Source organism: Halomonas sp. DP5N14-9 (assembly GCF_019802175.1).
Lineage (GTDB): Bacteria > Pseudomonadota > Gammaproteobacteria > Pseudomonadales > Halomonadaceae > Halomonas > Halomonas litopenaei.
In genome coordinates this window covers 491,806-516,157 of record NZ_JAHVHR010000035.1, presented here as the reverse complement: position 1 = coordinate 516,157, position 24,352 = coordinate 491,806, and the positions used below count along the sequence as shown (strand labels likewise).

At 64.5% G+C, this 24,352-nt stretch carries 22 protein-coding genes; 12 read left to right on the top strand and 10 right to left on the bottom strand.

Annotated elements, in window-relative coordinates; all coding sequences use genetic code 11:
- Nucleotides 1-93: 93 nt before the first annotated feature.
- From KUW00_RS21935 to doeA, 3 genes are all read right to left on the bottom strand, one after another.
- Nucleotides 94-579 carry an Lrp/AsnC family transcriptional regulator gene (locus KUW00_RS21935; RefSeq protein ID WP_045992028.1) on the bottom strand — a complete coding sequence of 162 codons (486 nt, stop codon included), beginning with the start codon at nucleotides 577-579 and terminating at the stop codon, nucleotides 94-96.
- 114 nt (nucleotides 580-693) lie between these two features.
- On the bottom strand, nucleotides 694-1,707 hold the full coding sequence (gene doeB / locus KUW00_RS21930) for a N(2)-acetyl-L-2,4-diaminobutanoate deacetylase DoeB (RefSeq protein WP_124803228.1): 1,014 nt from the start codon (nucleotides 1,705-1,707) through the stop codon (nucleotides 694-696).
- A gap of 159 nt (nucleotides 1,708-1,866) precedes the next feature.
- Entirely contained in the window at nucleotides 1,867-3,066 is a 1,200-nt protein-coding gene (gene doeA, locus KUW00_RS21925) for an ectoine hydrolase DoeA (protein WP_222570128.1), read from the bottom strand.
- A 210-nt stretch (nucleotides 3,067-3,276) separates the two neighbouring features.
- Here doeA and KUW00_RS21920 point away from each other — a divergent pair, with 210 nt between their 5' ends.
- Nucleotides 3,277-4,683 (top strand): PLP-dependent aminotransferase family protein, encoded by a 1,407-nt coding sequence (locus tag KUW00_RS21920; RefSeq protein ID WP_045992031.1) that lies wholly within the window; start codon nucleotides 3,277-3,279, stop codon nucleotides 4,681-4,683.
- A gap of 31 nt (nucleotides 4,684-4,714) precedes the next feature.
- Nucleotides 4,715-5,659 carry a 2-hydroxyacid dehydrogenase gene (locus KUW00_RS21915; RefSeq protein WP_222570127.1) on the top strand — a complete coding sequence of 315 codons (945 nt, stop codon included), beginning with the start codon at nucleotides 4,715-4,717 and terminating at the stop codon, nucleotides 5,657-5,659.
- Nucleotides 5,660-5,826: 167 nt separating this feature from the next.
- Here KUW00_RS21915 and yghU read toward each other — a convergent pair whose 3' ends face one another.
- The 5 genes from yghU to KUW00_RS21890 all read right to left on the bottom strand — a co-directional run bounded on the left by yghU (nucleotide 5,827) and on the right by KUW00_RS21890 (nucleotide 10,435).
- Nucleotides 5,827-6,702, bottom strand: a complete 876-nt coding sequence (gene yghU, locus KUW00_RS21910) for a glutathione-dependent disulfide-bond oxidoreductase (protein WP_108132470.1) — start codon at nucleotides 6,700-6,702, stop codon at nucleotides 5,827-5,829.
- Between the two features lie 178 nt (nucleotides 6,703-6,880).
- Nucleotides 6,881-7,639 carry an SDR family oxidoreductase gene (locus KUW00_RS21905; RefSeq protein WP_045992034.1) on the bottom strand — a complete coding sequence of 253 codons (759 nt, stop codon included), beginning with the start codon at nucleotides 7,637-7,639 and terminating at the stop codon, nucleotides 6,881-6,883.
- Between the two features lie 123 nt (nucleotides 7,640-7,762).
- Nucleotides 7,763-8,869 carry an alkene reductase gene (locus tag KUW00_RS21900; RefSeq protein ID WP_108448270.1) on the bottom strand — a complete coding sequence of 369 codons (1,107 nt, stop codon included), beginning with the start codon at nucleotides 8,867-8,869 and terminating at the stop codon, nucleotides 7,763-7,765.
- Between the two features lie 285 nt (nucleotides 8,870-9,154).
- Nucleotides 9,155-9,739, bottom strand: a complete 585-nt coding sequence (locus tag KUW00_RS21895) for a TetR/AcrR family transcriptional regulator (RefSeq protein WP_045992036.1) — start codon at nucleotides 9,737-9,739, stop codon at nucleotides 9,155-9,157.
- A gap of 138 nt (nucleotides 9,740-9,877) precedes the next feature.
- Entirely contained in the window at nucleotides 9,878-10,435 is a 558-nt protein-coding gene (locus KUW00_RS21890; protein ID WP_045992037.1) for a DJ-1/PfpI family protein, read from the bottom strand.
- Nucleotides 10,436-10,610: 175 nt separating this feature from the next.
- Between KUW00_RS21890 and KUW00_RS21885 the strand changes: the two genes are divergently transcribed.
- From KUW00_RS21885 to KUW00_RS21855, 7 genes are all read left to right on the top strand, one after another.
- The gene (locus tag KUW00_RS21885; protein WP_222570126.1) at nucleotides 10,611-11,300 is read left to right on the top strand and encodes a hypothetical protein; all 690 of its coding nucleotides are present in this window, start codon (nucleotides 10,611-10,613) and stop codon (nucleotides 11,298-11,300) included.
- Between the two features lie 348 nt (nucleotides 11,301-11,648).
- Nucleotides 11,649-12,575 (top strand): lysine exporter LysO family protein, encoded by a 927-nt coding sequence (locus KUW00_RS21880; RefSeq protein ID WP_222570125.1) that lies wholly within the window; start codon nucleotides 11,649-11,651, stop codon nucleotides 12,573-12,575.
- A 439-nt stretch (nucleotides 12,576-13,014) separates the two neighbouring features.
- Nucleotides 13,015-14,091 carry a LacI family DNA-binding transcriptional regulator gene (locus KUW00_RS21875; protein ID WP_315901219.1) on the top strand — a complete coding sequence of 359 codons (1,077 nt, stop codon included), beginning with the start codon at nucleotides 13,015-13,017 and terminating at the stop codon, nucleotides 14,089-14,091.
- 148 nt (nucleotides 14,092-14,239) lie between these two features.
- Nucleotides 14,240-15,679: an ATP-binding protein gene (locus tag KUW00_RS21870; protein ID WP_222570124.1), complete on the top strand. Its 1,440-nt coding sequence runs from the start codon at nucleotides 14,240-14,242 to the stop codon at nucleotides 15,677-15,679.
- Nucleotides 15,676-16,383: a response regulator gene (locus tag KUW00_RS21865; protein WP_045994066.1), complete on the top strand. Its 708-nt coding sequence runs from the start codon at nucleotides 15,676-15,678 to the stop codon at nucleotides 16,381-16,383. The genes KUW00_RS21870 and KUW00_RS21865 overlap by 4 nt, the downstream gene beginning before the upstream one ends.
- 223 nt (nucleotides 16,384-16,606) lie before the next feature.
- Nucleotides 16,607-16,993, top strand: a complete 387-nt coding sequence (locus KUW00_RS21860) for a type II toxin-antitoxin system RelE/ParE family toxin (RefSeq protein WP_222570123.1) — start codon at nucleotides 16,607-16,609, stop codon at nucleotides 16,991-16,993.
- The gene (locus KUW00_RS21855; RefSeq protein WP_222570122.1) at nucleotides 16,974-17,294 is read left to right on the top strand and encodes a helix-turn-helix domain-containing protein; all 321 of its coding nucleotides are present in this window, start codon (nucleotides 16,974-16,976) and stop codon (nucleotides 17,292-17,294) included. The genes KUW00_RS21860 and KUW00_RS21855 overlap by 20 nt, the downstream gene beginning before the upstream one ends.
- A 281-nt stretch (nucleotides 17,295-17,575) precedes the next feature.
- Here the strand turns inward: KUW00_RS21855 and KUW00_RS21850 are convergent, their stop codons facing one another.
- Complete coding sequence (locus KUW00_RS21850; protein ID WP_222570121.1) at nucleotides 17,576-19,099, bottom strand: DUF3360 family protein; 1,524 nt, start codon at nucleotides 19,097-19,099, stop codon at nucleotides 17,576-17,578.
- Between the two features lie 291 nt (nucleotides 19,100-19,390).
- On the opposite strand from KUW00_RS21850, the gene KUW00_RS21845 reads away from it, so the two are divergent.
- Entirely contained in the window at nucleotides 19,391-20,314 is a 924-nt protein-coding gene (locus KUW00_RS21845) for a helix-turn-helix transcriptional regulator (RefSeq protein ID WP_222570120.1), read from the top strand.
- A 27-nt stretch (nucleotides 20,315-20,341) separates the two neighbouring features.
- Here the strand turns inward: KUW00_RS21845 and KUW00_RS21840 are convergent, their stop codons facing one another.
- Nucleotides 20,342-20,938: a LysE family translocator gene (locus KUW00_RS21840; protein ID WP_222570119.1), complete on the bottom strand. Its 597-nt coding sequence runs from the start codon at nucleotides 20,936-20,938 to the stop codon at nucleotides 20,342-20,344.
- 279 nt (nucleotides 20,939-21,217) lie between these two features.
- On the opposite strand from KUW00_RS21840, the gene KUW00_RS21835 reads away from it, so the two are divergent.
- Together KUW00_RS21835 and betT are read left to right on the top strand one after the other, a co-directional pair.
- Nucleotides 21,218-21,844, top strand: a complete 627-nt coding sequence (locus KUW00_RS21835; protein WP_222570118.1) for a hypothetical protein — start codon at nucleotides 21,218-21,220, stop codon at nucleotides 21,842-21,844.
- Nucleotides 21,845-22,260: 416 nt separating this feature from the next.
- Nucleotides 22,261-24,306, top strand: a complete 2,046-nt coding sequence (gene betT, locus KUW00_RS21830) for a choline BCCT transporter BetT (protein ID WP_124803252.1) — start codon at nucleotides 22,261-22,263, stop codon at nucleotides 24,304-24,306.
- Nucleotides 24,307-24,352: the final 46 nt, after the last annotated feature.

Here is a 24,352-nt window from a genome sequence, read left to right as displayed (position 1 = left end):
TCCAGAACCGTGAAAACGCGGTTTTTTCTGCAACGCCTGTTTTAGCAAAAACCTGCAAGCCTACAGGAACTTCCGGGCCTGTGCCGATGGCGCTCAGAGCGCCCCGTTGGCCAGCTCGTCGATATCGACTCCCTCGCGAGGAGCCTTGACCGTCTTGGTGACGATATAGGTGAAGTAACGCTCGATGCCGACATCCGAGGTCAGCCAGTCGTCGATCAAGCGCTGGTAGGCGTCGATGGTCTCGGACTCGACCTTGATCAGATAGTCGACTCCGCCGCCCACCGCCACACACTCGGTGACCGCGTCGGTGGCATGCACCAGCGACTCGAAACGCTGGAAGCTTTCGGCATTGTGGGCCTTGAGTTCGATCTGAACCCACACCGGGGTACGCCGGACCAGGGCGCTTGCGTTGATCCGGGCGCAGTAGCCTTCGATGATGCCGGCCTTCTCGAGGCGGCGGACGCGCTCCCAGCAGGGGCTCACCGACAGGTTGATGGCCTCGGCCAGGCGGGACTTGGTGATGCGGCCGTCGCGGGACAGGATGGAGAGGATCTTGAGGTCGTAGCGGTCGAGTTTCATGGCCGGGCTTGTGTGGTTGAACGGGACCGCCCCGCGAGAGGCTCTCGGCGGGGCGCTGATGACGAGAAACGGCGGGCGGGCTCGGGCAAGACGGTATCCCGAGCCCTGGCCCGTTCAGTCGCCCAGGGTCTCGACCACCTCGGCGATGACGGCGATGGTGTCGCCCATGTTCACCTGGGCGGGGAAGCGTCGAGCCGCCAGGATACCATCACGCTCGGCACGGTACTCGATCGGCTCGGCGCCGCTGCGGGTCATGTCGTAGACCCGGGCGATCACGTCGCCCTTGGCAATGCTGTCGCCGAGGGCGTAGGTCAACTCCAGCAGCCCAGTGTGCTCGCTTTGCACATAGCAGCTGGCATCCGGCATATCGAGATAGACCTGGGTCTCGGGCATGGCCACCTCGCCGTCCTTGAGCCCGAAATGGATCAGCACATTGTCGATGCCGCGCTCGGTGATGGCCAGGCTCTCCGGCGTGGAGGTGCCGCCGCCCCCGAGTTCGGTGGCAATGAAGATCTTGCCCTGGTTCTCCACCACGGTATCGAACAGCGCCGAAGCGTCCAGCTCGAACATCATCATCGCATAGGGCGCGCCGAAGGCCTTGGCCCCTTCCAGCGCCTGCCGCTGCTGTTCGGGGTTGTCGAGCACGTGGGAGGCGCCGAAGGGAATGATGTCCAGGGTGCGGCCGCCGGAGTGGAGGTCCAGCACCACGTCGGCCATGGGCACCATCTCCCGGGTGAAGTAGTCGGCGATCTTCTCGGTCACGCTGCCGTCCGGGTCACCGGGGAAGCTGCGGTTCAGGTTGCCACCGTCCATCGGCGAGGTGCGACGGCCGACCTGGGCCGCCGGGGTGTTCATCATCGGTACGATGATCACCCGTCCCTTGACGTCTTCGGCCTTGAGCGAGGTCGAGAGCTTCTGCAGCGCGGTGATCCCCTCGTACTCGTCACCGTGATTGCCACCGGTCAGCAGGGCGGTGGGGCCTTCACCGTTGGCGATCACGGTCACCGGGATCATCACCGCACCCCAGGCGGACTCGTCATTGGAAATGGGCAGTTTCAGAAAGCCGTGCTGCACACCCTGGGCGTCGAAGTCGACGGTGGCGGAGATGGGGCTCTTGCGCTTGCTCATGGTGACTCCAGAAACAGGGACAACGGTCAGGTTTGATTGTAGTGGTGATGGGCAACGTCGGTCACAGAGGGCCGATCACACCGGGCCGATTGCATAGGGCTAATCAACAGGGCTAGTCAACAGGGCCTGATCGACAAGCCCTGCTCAGCCGACCCCGCCCTACTTGACGAACAGCTGTCGCGGAAACTGCGCCAGCGGCTCGGCGCCATTTTCGGTGATCAGGATGCTCTCGGTGATCTCGAGCCCCCAGTCATCCATCCACATCCCGGGCATGAAGTGGAAGGTCATGCCCGGTTGCAGGATGGTCTCGTCAGACGGACGCAGACTCATGGTGCGCTCGCCCCAGTCCGGCGGGTAGCTGATGCCGATGGGATAACCACAGCGCGCGCCGCCTCGGTCGAAGCCGTACTTGTCCATGGCCGCGCCGAGCGCCAGGGCGATGTCCGCGGTCCGGTTACCCGGCTTGGCCACGGCCAGGCCTTTCTCGATGCCTTCGAGCAGCGCCGACTCGCCACGCACGAAGTCCCGCGGCGGCTTGCCGAGAAACACCGTGCGCGACAACGGGCAGTGGTAGCGCTTGTAGCAGCCGGCGATCTCGAAGAAGGTGCCCTCGCCTTCGCGAAACGGCGTGTCGTCCCAGGTCAGGTGGGGGGCAGCCGCGTCGCTGCCGGTGGGCAGCAGCGGCACGATGGCGGGATAGTCGCCACCGTAGACGCGCCCTTCGCTGTCGGTCCAGCCCTCGATGCCGACCCGATAGATCTCGGAGACCAGCTTGGACTTGGCAAGGCCCGGCTCGATCATCTCGAGGATGCGCGAGTGCATGCCCTCGACGATACGCGCGGCAATGCGCATGTACTCGATTTCACGCGGTGACTTGATCGCCCGACACCAGTTGACCAGCGCGTTGGCATCCTGGAAGCGCGCGTGGGGCATCTCCTTGATCAGGCTCTGGTAGGCCTTGGCGGAGAAGTAGTAGTTGTCCATCTCCATGCCCACGACCCCTTCGCACCAGCCGCGATCCGGCATGATCGACTGTGCCAGATACTCCATCGGATGCATCTCGGGATTTTGGACATAGTAGTCGGGGTAGTAGGTGATATTGTCAGGGTCCATCCAGCAGGTACGCAGGGCACCATTGCTGTCCTGACGTCGTCCGTACCACACGGGCTCGCCTTCGAGCCCCACCAGTACGCACTGATGGACATAGAACGACCAGCCGTCATAGCCGGTCAGCCAGGCCATATTGGAGGGATCGCTGACAATCAGCACATCGATGCCTCGCATGGCCATCTCGGCACGCACCTTTCGCAGGCGCTGAGCGTATTCCTCACGAGTGAACGGCAGGGATACCTGAATCATGAAACCACTCGCCACACAGTGTCATCACCGAAAAACCGGACTCATTGGAGTCCGGCGCGCCCTTGAAGCGACATTGCATCCCCTGTAGCGTGCTGACAGGTCACAATTGTCATGAGAAGCTCTTAACAACGTCATGACAATGACTGATCAATGCCGTCTTGCTGATACTAGCACTACGAATAAGCTACCGGTCAAAGGCTTTATTGGATCATGACAATTGACCTGCTGCCATATCTGGACGATAGCCAACCCAAGTATCTTGCGATTGCGCGGGCACTTTCTCGCGCGATCCGTTCCGGTGAGCTTACGCCAGGCACCCGGCTGCCGCCCCATCGACAGTTGGCGGAGCACATAGGCGTCAGCGTCCAGACGGTGTCACGGGCCTATTCACAGGCAGAAAAGATGGGCCTGGTGCAGGCCAGGGTCGGCAGCGGCACCTGGATCAACGCCCTCGATGACAACCGCGAATCCGCCTACCTGAGGGCCGGCGAGCCGCGAACCGAACAGGCGGTGATCGACCTGTCGATCGCCCATCCGGTCTGTCCCCCAAGCCATGACCAGCACTTTCGCGATGCCCTGAGAACGCTGGCCGACAGCGCACATCCCGACGTCTTCACCGCCTGCCGGCCGATCGCCGGCCTGCCCCATCAGCGCGAACGCGCCAGCTGGTGGCTGAACGAGCGCCTGGGCATGCCCGGTGAAGCGGACGACCGCATCCTGACCAACGGTGGCGCCCACGGCATCATGCTGGCGATTTCCAGCGTGGTACAGCACGGCGACCTGGTCCTGACCGAGGCACTGACCGACCATGGCCTGATCGCCCTGTCTCGCACCCTGGGCTTCCAGCTGCGTGGCGTCACCATCGATAGCCAGGGCATCGTACCCGACGCCCTCGACGCCGCCTGTCATCGCTTCAAACCGCGCGCCGTGTGCCTGACCTCGTGCCAGCTCAATCCCACCGGGGCCACCCTGGACGAGAGGCGCCGCGACGAGATCGCCGCCATTCTGGAGCGCCACGGGGTGTGGCTGATCGAGGATGACGTCCACACCCTGCTCGAGCCCGAGCCGCTGATGCCGATCAGCGCGCGCATCCCTTCCCATGCGTTCCACGTCACCAGTCTGACCAAGGCCACCCTGCCTGGGCTTCGCGCCGGCTATCTGACGGTGCCACGCAGTCAGCTGCACCACACCCTGCCCCGCCTGCGGGCGACCTCCTGGATGGCCACACCGCTGTGCTTCGAGGTCGCCAATCTATGGCTGGAGGACGGCACCATCGAGCGCATGGCACAGCAGCAACGTGAACTGCTGGCAGAGCGCCAGCAGCTCGCCGCACGCATCCTGCACAGCCATGGCAGGGCCTCCCGCCCCACCAGCCTGCACGTCTGGCTGTCGCTGCCGGGTAGCTGGCGGGCCGAGGAACTCCAGCAGCTGGCCGAACAGGAAGGGGTGGCCATCACCACCGCGACCCCCTTCATGGTCGAACAGAGTCCGGCGCCACGCCGAGTGCGCCTGAGCCTCGGCGCGGAGCCCGAGATCGAACGTCTCGAGGACGGCCTCAAGCGCCTTGCCAGCCTGCTGGATGACGCTCCGCCGCCCATGATGCAGATTGTCTACTGAACCCCATTCATTCGACCGGAGCGGAATTGTCATGAAGGTGATCGTACACACCGACCAGGCCGACCAGTGGCAGCAGGCGCTAAGCGAGCGGCTGCCCCAGGCCACCATCTGGAAGAGTCAGGAGGCCGACCGCGAACAGCGCGCCCAGGCGGACTTTCTGGCGGCCTGGAAGCCAGACGAGACGCTGCTGCGGGAGTGCACCGGACTCAAGGGCATCGTCAACCTGGGGGCCGGCGTCGACGCCCTGCTCGGCAACCCGGCCCTGCCTCGCGACGTTCCCATCGTCAAGTTGCGTGACGCTGGCATGGCCGAGCTGATCGCCGATTACGTGCGTTACGGTCTTTTCCACTTCCAGCGCGACTTCGACCGCTACGCTCGCCAGCAGCAGCAGTGCGAGTGGCGTGAGCACGAGGTGATCGACAAGCCGGACTGGCCGGTGGGCGTGCTCGGCCTCGGCGCCATCGGCGCCAAGGTGGCCCGGGCCATCGCCGCCGACGGCTTCCCGGTGCTCGGCTGGAGTCGCTCGCACAAGGATATCGACGGCATCGAATGTCTGAGCGGTGACGAAGGGCTCGACCGGCTCCTGTCGCGGGTGAAGACCCTGGTGCTGCTGCTGCCCGATACCTCCTCGACCCGCCACATCATCAACGCCGAGACACTCGGCAAGATGCGCGAGGGAGCCAGCCTGATCAACCCCGGGCGCGGCACCCTGATCGACGAGGATGCCCTGCTCGCAGCGCTGGGCGAAAAGGACCAGCGCCAGGAAGGTCGCCTCCGGGGCGCGCTGCTCGATGCCTTCCCGACAGAGCCGCTGCCGGAATCCAGCCCGCTGTGGCGCCACCCGCGGGTCATCGTCACCCCTCACATGGCAGGACCGACACCCTTGAGCGAAGCGCTCGATCAGGTCGCCGCAAGCCTCGACGCCCTGGACAAGGGCGAGGACATCGAGACCGTCGACCCCGACGCGGGCTACTGACCCAGGAGCCGGAAAGTGCCAGCGAGGGCCGGTAAGGAACGAGGCGGCGATCGCCTCGCGCTCCTGGCCCGCCCCCGGATCAAGCCCCAGATTGATTCACAAAAAAAAGGGCGCCTCCTCGGAGGCGCCCTTGTCGGTGCTGAAAGCGACGTTTGAATTTCAGTGGATCAAGCGTCGTCGCCGATCTTGTCTTGGGTACGCAGTTCGAAATCGCTGGCGTCGTGACGCTCGTGGAGCTGCTCTTCGGGCTCACCGAAGGTGCGGTTGACCATGCGTCCACGCTGTACCGCCGGGCGCGCATCGATGGCCTTGGCCCAGCGCTGGACGTGCTCGTACTCGTGCACGGACAGGAACTCCGCCGCGTCGTATAGACGCCCCAGGGCGAGCTGGCCGTACCAGGCGAAGGTCGCCATGTCGGCGATGCTGTACTCGTCACCGGCCAGGTACTCGTGCTCGGCCAAATGACGGTCGAGCACGTCGAGCTGGCGCTTGGTCTCCATGGTGAAGCGGTTGATCGGATACTCGTACTTTTCCGGCGCGTAGGCGTAGAAGTGGCCAAAACCACCGCCCAGGTAGGGAGCCGAGCCCATTTGCCAGAACAGCCAGCTCATCGCTTCGGTACGCGCCTTGTGCTCGGTCGGCAGGAAGGCGCCGAACTTCTCGGCCAAGTAGAGCAGGATCGAACCCGACTCGAAGACCCGGGTCGGCGGCGTGGTGGTGTGGTCCACCAGGGCCGGAATCTTGGAGTTGGGGTTGATCTCGACGAAGCCGCTGGAGAACTGGTCGCCCTCGCCGATACGGATCAGCCAGGCGTCGTACTCGGCCTGATCGTGGCCCTGCGCCAGCAGTTCCTCGAGCAGGATATTGACCTTGACCCCGTTGGGCGTGGCCAGGGAGTAGAGCTGTAGCGGATGCTTGCCCACCGGCAGCGCCTTGTCGTGGGTCGCACCGGCGATGGGACGGTTGATGCTGGCGAAATGGCCGCCACTCTCACCTTCCCACTTCCAGACCTTCGGCGGCTGATACTCGGCATCGTTGCTCATGATGTTCCTTCTCGTTGAGTGGGGCACCACCCGGCACCGCCGGGTTCATTGATGCAGTAAAGATACACAAGCCTAGCGAAAAATAGCGTCAGACGAAGCACCTTGGAGCGACCTGGCGTATTGCGCCGCGGCCGGACTGGCGTCTCCCGGGACGGCGACGCCAGTCGAACGCCAGCCCTTACAGCTCCTGGCGAGTGGGCCGCAGGATCAGTTCGTTGACGTCGACGTCCCCCGGCTGCTCTACCGCAAAGGCGATCGCCCGCGCCACGGCATCGGCATCGATGGCCAGGGTGTAGAGCTCGTTGACCCCCTCGGCGGTCTCATCATCGCTGATCGTCCGGGTCAATTCGGTGTCGATCGCGCCAGGAGAGATATTGGTCGCGCGAATCTCGCCATTGGATTCCTGACGCAGGCCCTCGGTCAGCGCCTTGACCGCGAACTTGGTCGCGCAATAGACCGACGCGGCGGGGAACACCACATGCCCGGCGACCGAAGACAGATTGATCACGTGGCCTTCGTGCTGTTCGCGCATGGTCGGCAGCACCGCGGCGATACCGTAGAGCACGCCCTTGATGTTGACGTCGACCATCTGCTCCCACTCGTCGACCTTGAGCTTGTCCAACGGCGAAAGCGGCATCAGCCCGGCGTTGTTGACCAGCACGTCGATGCGCCCGAATTCGTCGCGGGCAAGCTTGGCCAGGGCCTCGACCTGCTCACGGCTGGTCACGTCGGTGACACGGTAGACGGCCTGTCCACCGTCAGCCTTGATGTCGTCGCACAGTGCCTTGAGGCGGTCCTCGCGACGCGCGCCAAGCACCAGGCGTGCGCCGCCCTTGGCCAGGCGCTTGGCGGTGGCCTCACCCAGTCCACTGCTGGCACCGGTGATGATCACGACCTTGTCCTTGATACCGTCGGTATTCAGGTTGTTCACGTCCATGCTGTCCTCCTGTCGGGCCGCCAAGGCCCCTTGAAATGTTCCAGATCGATGACGTTGGCAAGACGGCGAACCGCTTGGCGGTCATCGAGAAAAAGACGTCATCGCGCCAGCGATCTTCAAGCGCTAGCGATCTTCGAGAAACGGGTAGTCGGTATAGCCTTTTTCATCGCCGCCGTAGAAGGTGTCGTAGTCCGGCTCATTGAGCTCTGCTCCGCGACGAAAGCGCTCCGGCAGGTCCGGATTGGCGATGAAGGGACGACCGAAGGTCACCAGATCGGTCTTGCCGGCGGCGATGCGCTCACGCGCTTCCTCCGCGCTGTAGGCGCCATTGGCGATATAGACACCGCTGAAGCGCTCGCGGATGGCGCTGATGATCGACTCGGGGCGACCGTTCTCGTGGTTGCCCTGGAAGGAATCTTCCACGACCTCGAGGTAGGCGATGCCGATCTCGTCGAGCGCGGCGGCGAAGGCCGGGAAGGTCTCCTCGGGCTTCTGGTCGTGGACATCGTTGAAGCTGCCGGTCGGACTGATGCGTACCCCGACACGGCCCTTGCCCCAGACGTCGACCACCGCACGCACCACTTCGAGAGGCAGTCGCAGGCGGTTTTCCAGGCTGCCACCGTAGGCATCGGTGCGCGCGTTGCTGTCGGACTTGATGAACTGATCGAGCAGGTAGCCGTTGGCGGCGTGCACCTCGACGCCGTCGAAGCCGGCTTCGCGGGCGTTGATCGCCGCCTGACGGTACTGCTCGACGATGCCTGGAAGCTCGTCGGTGTCGAGCGCACGCGGGGTCGGCACTTCGACCATGCCGGACTCGGCGCTGATGAAGGTCTTGGCGCCTTCAGGCTTGATCGCCGAGGGCGCCACCGGGTCGGCTCCACCGGGCTGCAGCTCCGGATGCGAGATTCTTCCCACGTGCCATAGCTGGGCGTGCATACGACCGCCGGCGTCATGCACGGCGTCGGTGACACGGCGCCAGCCAGCGATCTGCTCCTGGCTATGGATGCCCGGGGTAAAGGCGTAACCCTTGCCCTGGGGCGAGATCTGGGTGGCCTCGCTCAGGATCAGGCCCGCGCCGGCCCGCTGACGGTAGTACTCGACATTCATCGCCTGGGGCACGTCCCCCGGTTGGGCCGCGCGAGAACGGGTCAGCGGCGACATCAGCACTCGGTTTGGCAGGGTGATGTCACCGAGGACCTGCGGGGTAAAGAGGGGATCTTGCTCGCTCATGGAAATCTCCTGTCGTGAAGCTGATACCACGAGGCGCTGCGGCCTCAGCGAGGATGCACGGCTGGACGGTGGCTGGCGCTTCGTTGGCTCGTCGCCAACGGCTGCCCAAGGTGTTCGACTAACGTTTTAGCGAATGTTCAGCCCTTACCGTACAACCCATGCATCACATATCAAGCAGTTTTGTACAAAAACAGAGGGTTTTATAGACCAGTCTATTATTACTTAGGGCCAAGAAAACGGCAGGGGAATCGAGGACCCACCCTGCCACGCCTTCACCTCGACGCGTTAGCGTTTGATGCAGGCCAGTAACGTATTCTCGAACTCAGTCAGTGGCTCACAGGTTCTGGCCATCTTGGAGCGCAGCAGCGCCCCCTGCCAGCCCGCCAGAATAAAGGCCGCCATGGCCTGGGGAGTGATGTCGTCACGCACGCTGCCGTCGGCCTGGCCTTCCTTGAGGCAGCTGGTGAAGTAGCCTTCCCAGCGCTTGAAGATGGCGTCCAGGGCATCGCGCAGGCAATCGCTCTGGGAAGACATTTCCTGGCCCAGGGTACCGATCAGGCAACCCCGGGTGTGGCCGCACTCGGCCATCGCCTGGCGCACGTCTTCAAAATAGTGGCGCAGGCGCGCAACGGGGGCGTCGCGGGAATTCACCAAGAGCGCCTGGAAGCGCTCGTCGTAGTCTTCGGCGAACACCTCGACCACGGCAAGGCCGAAGGCCTCCTTGCTGGAGAAATAGTGGTAGAAGGAACCCTTGGGCACGCCAGCAGCCTTGAGCACCGTATTGATGCCCGTCGCCGTATAGCCGTGCTCGGCAAAGGTGTTCATGCCGACCTGTATCAACAGGTCACGTGTGGGAGCCTTGGTTGTCATGCCCAAGACACTAGACCAGTCGTCTAGTCGTCGTCAAGTGGCTTTCTACCAAGAGCCCAGCGGCCAGGTTTCCAGGGGGCTGGCCTCGCTCCTGGCCTGGGCCTGTACCCAGGCCAGAAGGGGGCACGCCTGGCGGACCTACAGCAATTCGTTGAGCTGGCGCAGCCACTCCGGGTGCGCGGGCCAGGCTGGCGCGGTCACGAACTTGCCGCAGGTGATGGCGTCGGTGACTTCGATATCGACGAATTCGCCACCCGCCAGGCGTACCTCGGGGGCGCAGGCGGGATAGGCCGAGATACGATGTCCTGACAGTGACACCGCCGCCGCCAGAAGCTGGGCGCCGTGGCAGACAGCGGCCACCGGCTTCTCGCTGTCGACGAAGTGGCGCACCACTTCCAGCACGCGCTCGTCCAGGCGCAGGTACTCCGGCGCTCGCCCACCGGGGATGACCAGGGCGTCGTAGTCGGCCAGAGTGATGTCGGCGAAGGTCTCGTTGAGCGCGAACAGATGCCCGGCCTTTTCGGTGTAGGTCTGGTCGCCCTCGAAGTCATGGATGGCGGTCTTGACCTTGTCGCCTTCCTTCTTGTCGGGGCACACCGCATCGACACGATGCCCCATGGCCTGCAGCGCCTGGAAGGGCACCATGATTTCGTAGTCCTCGACAAAATCTCCCGCGAGCAGCAGCAAACGTGCCATGTGGCAAACTCCTTGGTCATTGAGGGGCGGCGCAGGGTCATGATGGCGACCATGCTGTAATGCAGCGTAACCACTGGACCGCGCTTCTGCCAGCCCGCCGGGGAACCTTCAGGCCGCACCGGCCTCCCAAGGTGACAGCTCGTTTCCATATGCCACTCAAGCAGCGGACGCTACTATGCCCAGCAACTCCATCGCCTACCGCTCGCCGTCTCTTCGCCCGCGCCTCGCGGCGGGGCTGCTATGGCTACTGTTCTTGCTGCCGTTTGCAGCACAAGCCGCATCGATGGCCAGCTTCGATGCCCGCTACCACCTGTCGGTGGACGGCTGGCCCGATGCCACCGTGCATCATCGGGTGTACCGCGAAGGCGATCACTGGCGCAGCGACATGCGCGCCCAGGTGGCCATCGCCGAAGGTCAGGAAACCGCGCGCTTCGCCGAGAACGGCGACGGCTTGCGTGCGCTGGGCTATTCCAGTGGCTATCGTCTGCTGGGCATCGGCAAGAGCTACCGACTGGACAACCGTCAGCTACGGCGTCACCCCGACCGTCAGACCGCACTGGTGGATCTGTCACGTAGCGTCCAGCGAGAGCGCTGCGCCAGCGGCTGCGAGATTCACTATCTCGATCACAAGGGCGACATCGAGACACTGGTCGCAAGCCCTCTGCCCACCGCCGCCATCGACGTGAACGGGCGCATGGTGGACGCCCTTCGGGTCCGCCTGGTCGAGCCCGGCAAGGACGACCGCCACATGGTCGTGGCCTTCCACCCGGACCTGCCCGGCCTGCTGCTGGGGGTGGACTACATCAAACGCGGCGAGCGGGTCAGTCGGCTGAGCCTGACCTCCTTGACCACTTCCAACAACTGAAGCTGCTCCGTCTCTCCCTTCCTCGGGCGCCTTTTTGGCCGCTTGTTCAGGCGCTCGTTCAGCCGCCCTGCCTCACCACCATCTGGCCTTCCGCCCCGCCGAGGCCGGCGGCTCGTTGCCAGGATGCCTTGTCGACGTCTGAGGTATGGCACCGATCTTGCCGACCACTGACGCTTTGGTCGTCTTTTCTCCCTTGTGAAACTTGCATAGAGTATTGCGCTTTTGGTCGCGCCGTTGACCACCGATTTGTCCTGCTCATCCTCGACGGACGGGCTCACGAGCGCAGCAATTCATCGATGCGGTGCCTGACCGACATGCACCGCCTCCATCGAGCAAGGAAGTTCGTTCATGTTCACCGGTCTGTTGATCGTGCTGCTGCCGCTGGTGCTGGGCTATCTGGTACCGGTACGCCGCGCAAGCGTCATGGCCTGGATCAATCGCGGCGTCAGCGCATCGATCTACCTGATCCTGCTGTTGATGGGGGTGAGCCTGGCGGGCCTGCCCGACCTGGGCACTCAGCTGTCGCGCATGGGCGGCCAGGCGCTGTTGTTGTTCGTGGTCATCTCGGCCTTCAACCTGGCCGCCCTGTGGTGGCTGTCGCGTCGACTGCGCCTGGACCTTGGCGAAAAACGCGTGATCGACGGCGCCCCGACCAGCAAGCTGGCGGCCATGGCGGGTTCGTTGTCACTGGTCGGGGTGGTGATCGCCGGACTGGTCATCGGGCTGATGCTGGTGGGACGCTGGGGGACGACGCCCTTCGAGCTGGCGGAACACCTGGCAGAATGGGTGCTCTACGTATTGCTGGCGCTGATCGGCTGCCAGCTGCGCAACTCCGGCATGCCGCTCAAACAGATCCTTCTCAATCGTCATGGCCTGTTCATCGCCATGACCCTGGCGGCAAGCTCGCTGATCGGTGGACTCGCCGCTGCACCGATGCTCGGGCTCGCCTGGAACGAGGGCCTGGCCATGGCCTCGGGCTTCGGCTGGTACTCGCTGTCCGGCATTCTGATCGGCGAACACCTGGGGCCGGCTCTGGGCGGCGTCGCCTTCTTCAACGACCTGACCCGGGAACTGCTGGCCTTCGTGCTGATTCCGCTGGTCATGCGACGCTACGCCCCCCTGGCGATCGGTTATGGCGGTGCCACCTCGATGGACTTCACCCTGCCGGTGATCCAGCAGCACGGGGGCGTGCGCTGCGTGCCCATCGCCGTGGTCAGCGGCTTTATCCTGTCGCTGCTGTCACCACCACTCATTCTGTTTCTGGTCGCCCTATGATGCCGGGTCACGACAACCACTCATTCAGCGCTTTATGGTCGCCCTATGATGCCGGATCACGACAACCACTCATTCAGCGCTTTATGGTCGCCCTATGATGCCGGGTCGCAACAACCACTCATTCAGCGCTTTATGGTCGCCCTATGATGCCGGATCACGACAACCACTCATTCAGCGCTTTATGGTCGCCCTATGATGCCGGATCACGACAACCACTCATTCAGCGCTTTATGGTCGCCCTATGATGCCGGGTCACGACAACCACTCATTCAGCGCTTTATGGTCGCCCTATGATGCCGGATCACGACAACCACTCATTCAGCGCTTTTCGGTAGCGCTGTGATGCTGGAATAAGATGCCCGGTTGCGCTGCCAAGCCGTGACGCCCGGTGGCCCAGCGCTTTATGCTGTCGAGTGCACGCAGCAAGGAACACAAGCCCGTGGTGAATCCTGAGGACCGCCCCATCACCCTGAAGAATCTGGCCCAGCGACTTGGGGTCTCTACGGCCACCGTCTCCAACGCCTTCAATCGCCCCGATCAGTTGTCTCGCGCCCTGCGAGAGCACATCCTCGAGGAGGCCCGACGCCTGGGCTACCGCGGCCCCGACGCCAGGGCCCGCAGCCTGCGCACCGGGCAGTCCCGCATCGTCGCGGTGGTGCTGGCAGAGACACTGACCTACAGCCTCAACGACGCGGTTTCAAGCGAGCTTCTGACCGGCATCACCGAGGTGCTCGACGCCCACGGGCACACCCTGCTGCTGCTGTCGGGACGTCAGCCCGAATCTCCCCGTCACGCCGACGCACTCTGTCACCCGGGCTCCGCCAGCATGGCCGACGGCTTTGTCGTCTATGGTCTGATGCCCGGGGATCGGCTGATCAACGAGCTGCCGGCCCAGCGTCCACTGGTCGGGGTGGATTTCCATATCGATGCCCGCCCCACCGTCCATATCGACAACGAACCGGCCTGCTACGCCATCGCCTGCCACGCACTGAAAAAACGTCCACGGCGGGTCGGCATCCTCAGCCTGCGCTTGATCGATGAATCCTATAATGGCCCGGTGAGTGCCGAGCATCGCTGCCTCGATGCCCATCGCACCATCACCCGCTCGCGCCTGGACGGTTTCCACCGCGCCCTGGACGAACACGACATCGACCCCACCGGCGTCCCGGTGTGGAACATCGACGAGAACACCCACGCGGTCTGCGCCCCGGTGATCGAGAAGATCCTCGACCTGCCGGCAGAACAGCGCCCGGATCTGCTTTTGTGCATGTCCGACCGCATCGCCCTGACCGTCCTGACCCTGGCCGAACAGCGTGGCATCCGCGTCCCCGAGGACCTGCGCCTGACCGGCTTCGACGGTATCGAAGAAGGCCAGTACCGAGCCCCACGACTGACCACCGTGCGCCAGGACAGCATCGAGAAGGGGCGCGTCGCCGCGCGCATGGTGCTGGGTCTGGAACCCGCCGAGAACCGCCTATTGGGAACGCGACTGCTGATCGGGGAAAGCTGTCCCTGACGGTCTGACCGCTACGGACTGAGGTGAACGCTCGACTCATCCGTCGGCGAAGGCTGCACAAAGGTTTCACCGTTATTGGCGCCTTTTTGGCGCCGACGATGGCATGCTGTGTTCATCTTTTTCGCCATTTCGGTCAAGGAATCGTCGCATGTCCGCGAAACGCCTGTTTCGCCCGGCCTTCTCACGCCTGGGTCTGAAGCTCTTCGTCATCATCCTGGTGGTCAATGTGGCCATCGCCGGGCTGGTGTTCGTGGCGATTTCGCGCAGCCTCGACCAGGGCTTCATCGAGTACCTCGACCGCTCCCAGACCCAGCGCGCCGAGACCCTGGCGGAAGGCCTCGGCGAGGCCTGGGCGCGACGCCAGAACTGGCAGTGGCTGCGCCAGTCGCCGCGCGCCTGGCACCACCTGGTACGCCGCCAGCTTTGGCCCGGTGACAACCTGCCGCCGCTGAGCATCGAAGGCGACCTGGGCGACCCCAGGGACTTCGTGCTCCATGACGAAAGCGGCCTGCCGGTGATCGGCCTGCCCCCGGACAAGGACGACATGGCCGCCGAGCTGCGCTGGCTGCCGGTGATGAGCGCGGGCCGCCAGGTCGGCACCCTGGGCTATCGCCCGCCGGAGCAGTTGATGGCACGCATGGACCGACTGTTTCTGGCCCAGCAGCAACGCAACCTGACCATCATCGTCATCGCCCTGGCGCTGACCTCGCTGCTGCTGGCCGCCGCTCTGTCCTGGTGGATGGGCCGACGCGCCCGCGGCATGGCGCTGGCCACCCGCCGGCTGACCGAGGGCGACTACAGCATCCGTCTGCCGGAGCGCGGTCGCGACGAGCTGTCCAGCCTGTCCCACGACTTCAATGTGCTGGCGGAAACCCTGGAAGCCAGCCGCGAGGCACGTACCCGCTGGGTTTCCGACATCGCCCATGAGCTGCGTACCCCACTGGCGGTGCTGCGCGGCGAGATAGAAGCGATGCAGGACGGCATTCGCGCCCTCGACCAGGACAACCTGCGCTCGCTGTCCCAGGAGGTCGGCCAGCTAGAGCGCCTGGTCGCCGACCTGCGCCTGCTGTCCCAGAGCGACGCCGGCGCGCTGGAAGTCCAGCTCGCACCGCTGGACCTGGGCGAGCAACTGGCCACCCGGCTGGACGAAGCCGAGGGCTGGCTTGCCGATCATGGCCTGACCCTTGAGCACGATATTCAGGGCCCGGCGTGGATTCGCGGCGACCTGCAGCGCCTGCGCCAGCTATGGAACAACCTGATCGACAATACCTGCGCCTACACCCAGGCGCCGGGGCGCCTCAAGGTATCGCTGCGGCGTGAGGCCGACGACTGGGTGCTGCGCTGGGAAGACAGCGCCCCCGGGGTACCGGTCAACGAACTGCCGCGGCTGACCGAACGCCTCTACCGGGTGGAAGGCTCGCGCAACCGTTCAAGCGGCGGCAGCGGCCTGGGGCTGTCCATCGCCACCGCCCTGGCCCGCGCCCACGACACCGACATGCGCCCCTCCCCTTCCGAGCTTGGCGGGTTATGCTGGACCCTGCGTTTTCCGGCCCTGCCGGACCATCAGCAGCACGAGGACGATGAATGAACGACACCGACGCCAGTCTCGACGACATCCTGATCGTCGAGGACGAACCCAAGATCGCCCGTCTGGTGGCGGACTACCTGGAGGGTAGCGGCTACGCCACCCACCATATCGACCACGGCGACCAGGTGGTCGGCTACCTCAGCGAGGCCGAGTCACGCCCCAGCCTGGTGCTGCTGGACCTGATGCTGCCTGGCACCGACGGCCTGACCCTGTGCCGCGAGATCCGTCAGCGCTGGCCCGATATCGCGGTGGTGATGCTGACCGCCCGAGTCGAGGAGGTCGACCGCCTGCTGGGCCTCGAACTGGGTGCCGACGACTACATCTGCAAGCCGTTCAGCCCGCGCGAGGTGGTCGCCCGGGTCAAGGCCGTGCTGCGCCGCAGCCAGGCACACCAGCAGGACAGCGAAGCCAATCACGACCTGGTGCTGGACGAAAGCGGCTGGCGCGCCCTGGCCGACGGTCAGGACCTGGGCCTCACCGCGGTGGAATTCCAGCTGCTCAAGGTGATGATGCACTCGCCGGGTCGAATCTTCGCCCGCGAGCAGTTGATGGATCACATGTACCGCGACCACCGCATCGTCTCCGAGCGCACCGTGGACAGCCATATCAAGAAGCTGCGCAAGAAGATCGCCGATATCTGGCCCGAGCGGGAGATCATCCGCTCCGTCTACGGCGTCGGTTACAAGTACCAGCCGGAAGAGTGATCCTCGGGGCTGCCTCTGATGGCAGCCGTCCCCCGGCAGCAGTCCCTCGGCGGCTGGACATCGTCCGGCCGCGCTGCCTTTCCCTTTTTCTGCTTGATGCCCCGAGTCTTATGCATCGAAAAGGAGACACTGCCCTGCAACGCCCTGCTGCAGGCAGGACAGTTGCTGCGGGCCGCATGATGTCACACTATGTAGTACACTACGAATGGCAAGGGCACGGCCGGTGAGGATCTTCAAGAACGCCTGGTTTGAACGCTTCGCCAGAAAACAGAAACTTGACGACGCCGCGCTGCGCGACGCTATCCAGCGAGCGGAACGGGGCTTGATCGATGCTGACCTGGGCGGAGGCGTGATCAAGCAGCGGGTGGCTCGTCCCGGGCAAGGCAAGTCAGGCGGCTACCGCACGATCATCCTCTACCGCCAGGCACACCGAGCCTTCTTCGTTTACGGCTTCGCCAAGAGCCAACAGAGCAATATCAGCGACGAGGAAAAGGTTGCGTTCAAACGGGCCGCCCAACACATCCTCGAGCTGTCAGAAGAGCACCTGGTCGAGTTGATTCATAAGGGGCATTTTTTGGAGGTGGAAGACGATGGCGAAGAAATACCGTAGCGAAGCGATGGCGGCGATCCATGAAACCATGGAAACTCTGCACGAGGTAGGCGCCGTCGACAAGCAAACGATGCGCGACTTCGATGAGAGCTGCCTCACCACGGTAGAAATGATTTCCCCCGACGCCATCAGAGCGCTGCGCGAGCGCGAAAATCTTTCTCAGTCTGTCTTCGCTCGCTACCTCAACGTCAGCAAGAACCTGGTCTCAGACTGGGAGCGCGGCGTGAAGCGTCCTGGAGGGCCCGCGCTGAGGCTACTGGCAGTCATCCAGAAAAAAGGCATTCAGGCCATCGCTTGCTGAGCGCGCCTCTCCATTCCTGCCGGTGGAAGGGCCACTTGCGTGGAGAGGCGAATCGAGCACTGTACTCAGGGGGGCCGCCATATATTACGTTGTGCCCTCTGTCACGCTGCCATGGCCGTAATCGAGAGCCCCTTCTAACTGTTTCGCCTCGACTGACGGCAGGCCCGAAGATTCAGTCGCCAGCACCAAGCAAGCCGGTCGGGGAAGTGTCTCGACCGACTCACCGATAACGCAAGAGGCCGCCCTTGGGCGGCCTCTTGCGTATGCCACTTGCGCTCGATCTAGAACAGCGCGGGAATCCCGTACTGTCCCTCGAACATGCCCACCGCCAGCATGGCGAACAGACACACCGCCAGCACCGAGGCGGGGATGATCAGACGGTCGGCCAGCGACAGCCGGGTGGCGCGTTCGCGATCACCGATCCAGCCGTTGTTGTCGAGCAGCATGGTCACCGCCCAGGCCAGCACCGGGTTGGTGACCGCAGCGGCGAACAGGCAAACGCCGGCGGCCTGGGCGTCGCGGCTTTCCTTGATCATCTGCACGCCGGCCTCAAGCATCGGCAGGAAGACTCCGACCAAAAGCGCCACGCACATCACCGGCGGCCACACCGCGACGTCCATGGGGAAGCCGAGGATGGCGATGGCGATGGTCAACAGCCCCAGCAAAATGGCGCCGGCGGGAATCGGCCGCTTGGCGATGGCCGCCGGAATCATGTAGGTGCCCCAGGACGAGGTGATATTGCCACCGCCGAGGGCGGTACCGACCACCTGACGCAGCGAGCACATCGTCATGGTGTCGTCGACGTCCATCAGTACCCGATCGGTACCCTTGGGATAGTTCATCTCCTGGAAGATGCGATGACCGAGAAAGTCCGGTGACCACATGGCAACCGCCAGGATCGCGAACGGCAGCGAGGCGATGAAGTGCTGCATGTTCGGCAGCCCCAGCATCCAGCCGTGGTCGGTGCTGCCCCACCAGTAGCTGGGGCTGAGCGGCGGCAGGCCGGTCTCGGTGGTGAACTCGAGATCGAAGCCCGCACCCAGCGCCAGCGCCACCACCAGGCCGGTGACCGCGCAGGCGGGAATCGCCAGCCAGCGCTTGCCCAGCCGCGCCAGCACGGCGTACAGCAGGATATTGACCGCCAGCACCACCAGGGCGACGTAGCCCATCTCGCCCTCGAGCCCCATGCCCCACGCCTTGAGGCTACCGATCTGGCTCATGGCGCCGGAAAAACCGAGGAAGATCAGCAGGCCACCGGCGGTGCCCTGGGAGGTCAGGTTGACCAGGCGCGAGCCACCCTTGACCCAGGAAAGGCCGAGGCCGAAGGCGCCGATCCACAGCGCCAGGGCCAGCGGGTGGGCACCGGCCAGGGCCATGCTGGCGATCAGCGGAATCATCGGGCCGTGATTGCCGGCCAGGTTGGCACGCGGATTGAAGATACCTGAGCCCAGCACGCAGAACAGCAGGACCGGCAGCAGCATCTCCAGGCGCGAGACGGCGATGGCGAACTCGCGCCCCAGGGTGACATCGGGCCAGGCGGCGGACAGGCCATTGGCCCAGGACATCATCACCGCCGAGTACATGGCGATGATGCCGATGGTGCCAGCGATGGCCGGTACCAGGTCCTCGAGTTCGAAGTGGAAGTCCCGGCCGATCAAATTAAGACCATAGCGCCGGGGACGCATGATCTTGAGTTCATGCTCTAGGTAGTCGGAACGGCTGGCAAATTCGCTGGCATCGCGGTGCATCTCGCGATAGCTGGGGGCCTCGCCGGCCTCCCTGGTGGACGTCACGGTGTCTGTCATGTGGATCTCGATGTCTGAGGTGACGCTGCTGTCCGACGCCGAGCCAAGTCCCCCTGACCGTTCGTCGAATTGACAGCGCGCCTTGAAAAAAGATGACAGACCTTAACAATGCCCCCCGCGGGCCTCGTTGACGGCTATCAGGCTTTGGCCTCGCCAAGGGTTGTGACGCCAAAAATGCCTGACAAACTCCCCTCTCCCTTGATCCAGCGCAGGCGTCTCTTGCCTGGCATCCCAGGATCGACGAGAGTGAAGACCTCGACGCAGCCACGGCGTCTTGCCAGGAAGACCGTCATGCCCCCCAGGATCGCTGCCACCTTTTCCCGCTACCTGCGCGACCCGCGGATGCCCCAGGTCGAGGCGCGCCGGGTCAGGGGCGGGCACCGGCTAAGCCACGCGCCCCACAGCCACGACACCCACTCGCTGGGCGCGATCGTCCAGGGCCACTCGAGCTTCCTCAATCGCCACCGAACCCTCGAGGTGCGCCAGGGAGACGTGGTGCTGATCAACCCCGGCGACGTCCACGCTTGCAACGCCTTGAGCGAGCGAGACTGGGGCTACGACATGCTCTACCTGGACAGCACCTGGCTGACCGAGCGCTGCGGCCTCGACGGCGACGACGGCGCGGTGTTCTCGGCACTGACGACGCAAGACGCCCACCTTCACCAAGCCATTCGCCTCGCCACCGACGCCCTTGCCGATGGGGATGCCAGCCTGCTCGAGCGCGAGACCGTGCTTGAGCGGCTCGCCGAGCGCTTGACAGGCCTGCTCGACCTGCCCGCACAAGGCGAGGCAGAACACGGCGCGCCTCCCGAGCGACTGGTGCGCGCCTGGGAGCGGCTTCACGACGACTGGCAGCAAGAGCTGCGCCTGGACGATCTTTGCGCCGCCGCCGAGTGCCGCGCCACCAGCCTGATTTCGGGCTTTCGACGTCACTATGCCACCACCCCCCATGCTGCGCTGATCGACCTGCGCGTGCGTCATGCCAGGCAACGACTGCGACGGGGCGATCCCATCGCTACGGTCGCCAACGACTGCGGTTTCGCCGACCAGGCGCACCTGCAACGCACCTTCAAGAAGCTGCTGGCCACCACTCCGGGGCACTATATCCGGGGTCATACGCAGGATCAGATGCTGGGTCATATGCCAGGCCCGTTGAAGGGTCAGATGCCAGGCCCGTTGAAGGGTCAGATTCAGCACCTTAAGCAGCGCGCCTGACCGTCGTACCGGTGGCCGCAAGCTGCCTCACAGCAGCATCAGCGCGCCGCTGCAAATCAGCAAGGCCGCCAGCAGGCGCTGGAGGCCCCGCCGTCTTGCCTCGCACGACAGCCAGCCCCGGGCGTGTCCACCAAGCCACGCCCAGCCGATGGCGCTCGCCAGGCAGACGCTGCCCCAGACCAGGGTGAACAGCGCGATATCGACGCTTCCCCGTCCCGCCGTGAAAAGCCCCAGCCCTGCCAGCGAGGCGATCCAGGCCTTGGGGTTGAGCCACTGCATCAGCGCGCCGGTGGCGGGACCCGGCGGTTCACGCCGCTGGTCCGTGCCCCAGTCGCCTGCGTCGGTCAACAGGCGCCAGGCCAGCCAGGCCACAAAGCTCAGGCCCGCCAGGCGCACCAGCCACTGAAGCCCGGGCAGCGCCAGCCAGACACTCCCGAGCCCCGCAGAGAGTAGGCCCAGCAGCAGGGTGAAACCGCCGCTGGCACCCACCACCAGGGGCATCGCCCGGCGCCAGCCGTGACCCACGCCGGTGGAAAGGATCAGCAGATTGACCGGGCCCGGCGATATCGAGGCCACCAGCGAGAAGGCGAAGATCGCCAGCAGTTCTTCCAGAGAAAACGTCATCACACATGCCTCACAGGATGGCGTTTCAGGCTGACGCGATGACGCCCTTCGGTATTGAAGAAAATTTCACCGGCGCCGATTCCTCGGCCGCGGTTGCACTGCCCCGCCGAAAATTCGAACCCTGCGTTGCACAAACTCGTCTGCGCTTGCCGCTTCTCTGCACATTGGCTGCATCAGCCTTGCACGAGCCAGGGTCAAGATGGATCACGTCAACAAGGGCATCGCCCGCCATAACGCCACGTCCTGTGACGAGGCATCAACGCTGAAGGAAGTCGACCCATGAAAATGACATTTGCCCGCAAGGCCCTGCTGTCCGCCGCTGTCTCTGCCGCCCTGCTGCCGGTCGCCATGACCGCGACGGCCTCGCCCGACCGCCCCGAAGGCCCGCGCCACGACGGGGGCGAGATGCGCGCCGAGCTGTTTGACCGCGCCGGCATCGACGCCGAGACCCGCGAAGCCCTGAAGCAGGCAGCTATGGAGCACCGTCAGGAGGTCAAGGAACTCAACGATGATTTCCGCGAGCAGCGCATGGAGATCCTCGGTGAAGACGGTGTCGCCGCCCTCGAACGTGCCCGCCACGAGCTGCGCGAGGAGCGCATCAACGCCCTGGTCGACAAGTGGGAGCTGTCCGACGACGAGCGCGACGCCTTCAACGCCGCTCGCGAATCTTTCAAGGAAGGCGCCGAAGCGCTGAAGGCCCAGGAGTTCGAGAACCCCGAAGCCCGTCATGACGCCTGGCGCGAACTGATGTCCTCCACCCGTGACCAGCTGGCCGAGATCCTCGACGAGCGCCAGCTGCGTGAACTGAAGCACACCATGATGCCGGGCCACGGCGACCACCCGCGCGGTGGTCCGGGTGAGCACCGCGCTCATGGTCCCGACAAGCATCACGCCCCCGAGGCCTGATATTGACGCCACCGGTTCGGCCATAGGCGCCGACCCGGGGGACCAGAAAGCCCTGTACCAACACGCCATGTCCGAGCCTCGGGCATGGCGTTTTCGTGCGCCCCCTGCCCGCCGTTTCTCCCCCTCGGGTTGAAAGATGCTCCCCATCTCTGTATTTTATTGAACGTTCAATCAATAAAATAACCGCGCGCCCCTGGCCGCGGTGGGTCGCCCAGACCCTTCGCAAGAGCCGCCAACAGGTGCCGAGCCACGACTCGGCCACTCCGCCATCATCATTTTGTTAATTGGTCGGTCAATTAACAAAATGGCGTAACGCTCACGGAAGCAGCATCAGGATGCCAGGATGGCATCGTGGAGAACGGCGATAGCCTCGCCGGGCAGGCTCTGTCTCACTTCATCCTCGAGGGAGCACGTGCATGTCACATCACGAGAGCGCCTCCCGCGATCGCCTCAACCCCGTCGTCTTTCACGGCGCGGTAGCCGGCATCGTGGTCTTTCTGTTCTTCACCATGACCTTCACCGAGCGGGCCGGTGCCCTGTTCGACAGCGGTCTTGCCTGGGTCAACGACACCTTCGGCTGGTACTACATGCTGGCCGCCGTGGCCTATCTGGTGTTCGTGCTGGTCATCAGCCTGTCCCGGGTCGGCAACATTCGCCTCGGCCCGGACCACTCGCGCCCGGAATTCTCGCTGCTGTCCTGGGCCTCGATGCTGTTCGCCGCAGGCATCGGTATCGACCTTCTGTTCTTCTGCGTGGCCGAGCCGCTGTCGCACTACCTGACGCCCCCGGACATGGCCCCGGAAAGCGCCGCCGCCCTTAGGCAGGCGGTGCCTCAGACCTTCCTCCACTGGGGACTGACCGGCTGGGGCATGTACGTGCTGATGGGCATGGCACTGGCCTACTTCAGCTATCGCCATCGCCTGCCGCTGGCCATCCGCAGCGCTCTCTATCCGCTGTTGGGCAAGCGCATCTACGGCCCCATCGGCAACGCCGTCGATATCACCGCGGTGATCTCCACCGTGTTCGGCATCGCCACCAGCCTCGGTATCGGCGTCATCCAGCTCAACTACGGCCTGAGCTTCATGTTCGGCGTACCCGAAAGCCTGTCGACCCAGGTGGTGTTGATCGTGCTGGTGGTGATCCTGGCGACCATCTCGGTGGTCACCGGCGTCGAGAAGGGCATTCGCCGGCTGTCCGAGTTCAATATGCTGCTGGCCGCCGCCCTGCTGCTGTTCGTGCTGTTCCAAGGTGACACCCTGGCGCTGCTCAACGCCCTGGTGCTCAACGTCGGCGACTACTTCAGTGGCTTCGTCGGCAAGAGCTTCGACACCTACGCCTTCGCCGGCAGCGACGCCCAGCAGTGGAAAGGCTGGTGGACCATCTTCTTCTGGGGCTGGTGGATCGCCTGGACACCCTTCGTCGGGCTGTTTCTGGCGCGCATCTCGCGCGGGCGCACCATTCGTCAGTTCGCCCTTGGCGCCCTGCTGATTCCGCTGGGCTTCATGATGGCGTGGATGTCGATCTTCGGTAATGCCGGCATCGACATGGTCGCCAATGACGGCCTGGCGGTGCTCGGCGAGCAGGCGCTGGCCACTCCCCAGACCACCATCTACACCTTCCTAGAGCAGTACCCCTACATCGGCGTCACCGCCTCGGTGGTCACCCTGCTCGGGGTGGTGTTCTTCGTCACCTCGGCGGACTCCGGCGCCCTGGTGCTGGCCAACTTCACCTCGATCTTGCGTGACGTCAACCACGACGCGCCGATCCGCCTGCGCATCTTCTGGGCGGCGGTGATCGGCCTGATCACCATCGCCCTGCTGATGGCCGGCGGCCTCGACGCCCTGCAAAGCGCGGTGGTGATCACCGCCCTGCCGTTCTCGCTGGTGATGTTCGCCATCATGGTGGGACTGGCGCGGGCACTGCGCACCGAGAAGGAAAAGGCCGACGCACGCAAGCTGGTTGCGGCCAGCGGCGAAGGTGGCAACTGGAAGGAACGCCTGGATCGGGCGCTGGACACCTCCAACCGCGCCGGTGCCGAGTCGACCATGGAGCACGCCCTGCGCCCGGGCCTGAAACAGTTCGTCGAGGAACTCGAGCGTCGCGGCCAGTCGGCCACCCTGAGCGAAGAGCAGATCGAGGGCGAACCGCTGCCGCGGCTGACCCTGCAGGTGGACTTCGAGGCGATGCAGAGCTTCGTCTACCAGGTCCGCCCCCATCGCATGCGCACGCCGAGCTTCCTGCCGGCGGACGATGACTACTACCTGCGCCTGGACGTGCATCTGGCCGAAGGCGGTGTGGGTCAGAACCTCAATGGCTACACCCGGGGTCAGGTCATCGATGACGTGCTCGGCGAGTACGAACGCCACCTGCAGTTCCTGGCGATCGCCCGCCAGGGCACGCCGACGCCGGCCATGCCGGGCTTTATCGGCGAGCCGCCCCAGGGCACGACCCAGGAACCCTGAGCGTGACCCGGCAAGGTCGTCACCGACGACGCCGGAGCAAGTGACA

Excerpts from the sequence above, each read along its gene's own strand:
- doeB (WP_124803228.1), bottom strand. The coding sequence starts at position 1,707 with ATGAGCAAGCGCAAGAGCCCCATCTCCGCCACCGTCGACTTCGACGCC.
- KUW00_RS21895 (WP_045992036.1), bottom strand. The coding sequence starts at position 9,739 with ATGACAACCAAGGCTCCCACACGTGACCTGTTGATACAGGTCGGCATG.
- yghU (WP_108132470.1), bottom strand. The coding sequence starts at position 6,702 with ATGAGCAACGATGCCGAGTATCAGCCGCCGAAGGTCTGGAAGTGGGAA.
- KUW00_RS21855 (WP_222570122.1), top strand. The coding sequence starts at position 16,974 with ATGGCGAAGAAATACCGTAGCGAAGCGATGGCGGCGATCCATGAAACC.
- KUW00_RS21865 (WP_045994066.1), top strand. The coding sequence starts at position 15,676 with ATGAACGACACCGACGCCAGTCTCGACGACATCCTGATCGTCGAGGAC.
- KUW00_RS21905 (WP_045992034.1), bottom strand. The coding sequence starts at position 7,639 with ATGGACGTGAACAACCTGAATACCGACGGTATCAAGGACAAGGTCGTG.
- KUW00_RS21885 (WP_222570126.1), top strand. The coding sequence starts at position 10,611 with ATGCCCAGCAACTCCATCGCCTACCGCTCGCCGTCTCTTCGCCCGCGC.
- KUW00_RS21935 (WP_045992028.1), bottom strand. The coding sequence starts at position 579 with ATGAAACTCGACCGCTACGACCTCAAGATCCTCTCCATCCTGTCCCGC.
- KUW00_RS21840 (WP_222570119.1), bottom strand. The coding sequence starts at position 20,938 with ATGACGTTTTCTCTGGAAGAACTGCTGGCGATCTTCGCCTTCTCGCTG.
- KUW00_RS21890 (WP_045992037.1), bottom strand. The coding sequence starts at position 10,435 with ATGGCACGTTTGCTGCTGCTCGCGGGAGATTTTGTCGAGGACTACGAA.
- KUW00_RS21870 (WP_222570124.1), top strand. The coding sequence starts at position 14,240 with ATGTCCGCGAAACGCCTGTTTCGCCCGGCCTTCTCACGCCTGGGTCTG.
- KUW00_RS21835 (WP_222570118.1), top strand. The coding sequence starts at position 21,218 with ATGAAAATGACATTTGCCCGCAAGGCCCTGCTGTCCGCCGCTGTCTCT.
- KUW00_RS21880 (WP_222570125.1), top strand. The coding sequence starts at position 11,649 with ATGTTCACCGGTCTGTTGATCGTGCTGCTGCCGCTGGTGCTGGGCTAT.
- doeA (WP_222570128.1), bottom strand. The coding sequence starts at position 3,066 with ATGATTCAGGTATCCCTGCCGTTCACTCGTGAGGAATACGCTCAGCGC.
- betT (WP_124803252.1), top strand. The coding sequence starts at position 22,261 with ATGTCACATCACGAGAGCGCCTCCCGCGATCGCCTCAACCCCGTCGTC.
- KUW00_RS21900 (WP_108448270.1), bottom strand. The coding sequence starts at position 8,869 with ATGAGCGAGCAAGATCCCCTCTTTACCCCGCAGGTCCTCGGTGACATC.
- KUW00_RS21850 (WP_222570121.1), bottom strand. The coding sequence starts at position 19,099 with ATGACAGACACCGTGACGTCCACCAGGGAGGCCGGCGAGGCCCCCAGC.
- KUW00_RS21915 (WP_222570127.1), top strand. The coding sequence starts at position 4,715 with ATGAAGGTGATCGTACACACCGACCAGGCCGACCAGTGGCAGCAGGCG.
- KUW00_RS21920 (WP_045992031.1), top strand. The coding sequence starts at position 3,277 with ATGACAATTGACCTGCTGCCATATCTGGACGATAGCCAACCCAAGTAT.
- KUW00_RS21845 (WP_222570120.1), top strand. The coding sequence starts at position 19,391 with ATGCCCCCCAGGATCGCTGCCACCTTTTCCCGCTACCTGCGCGACCCG.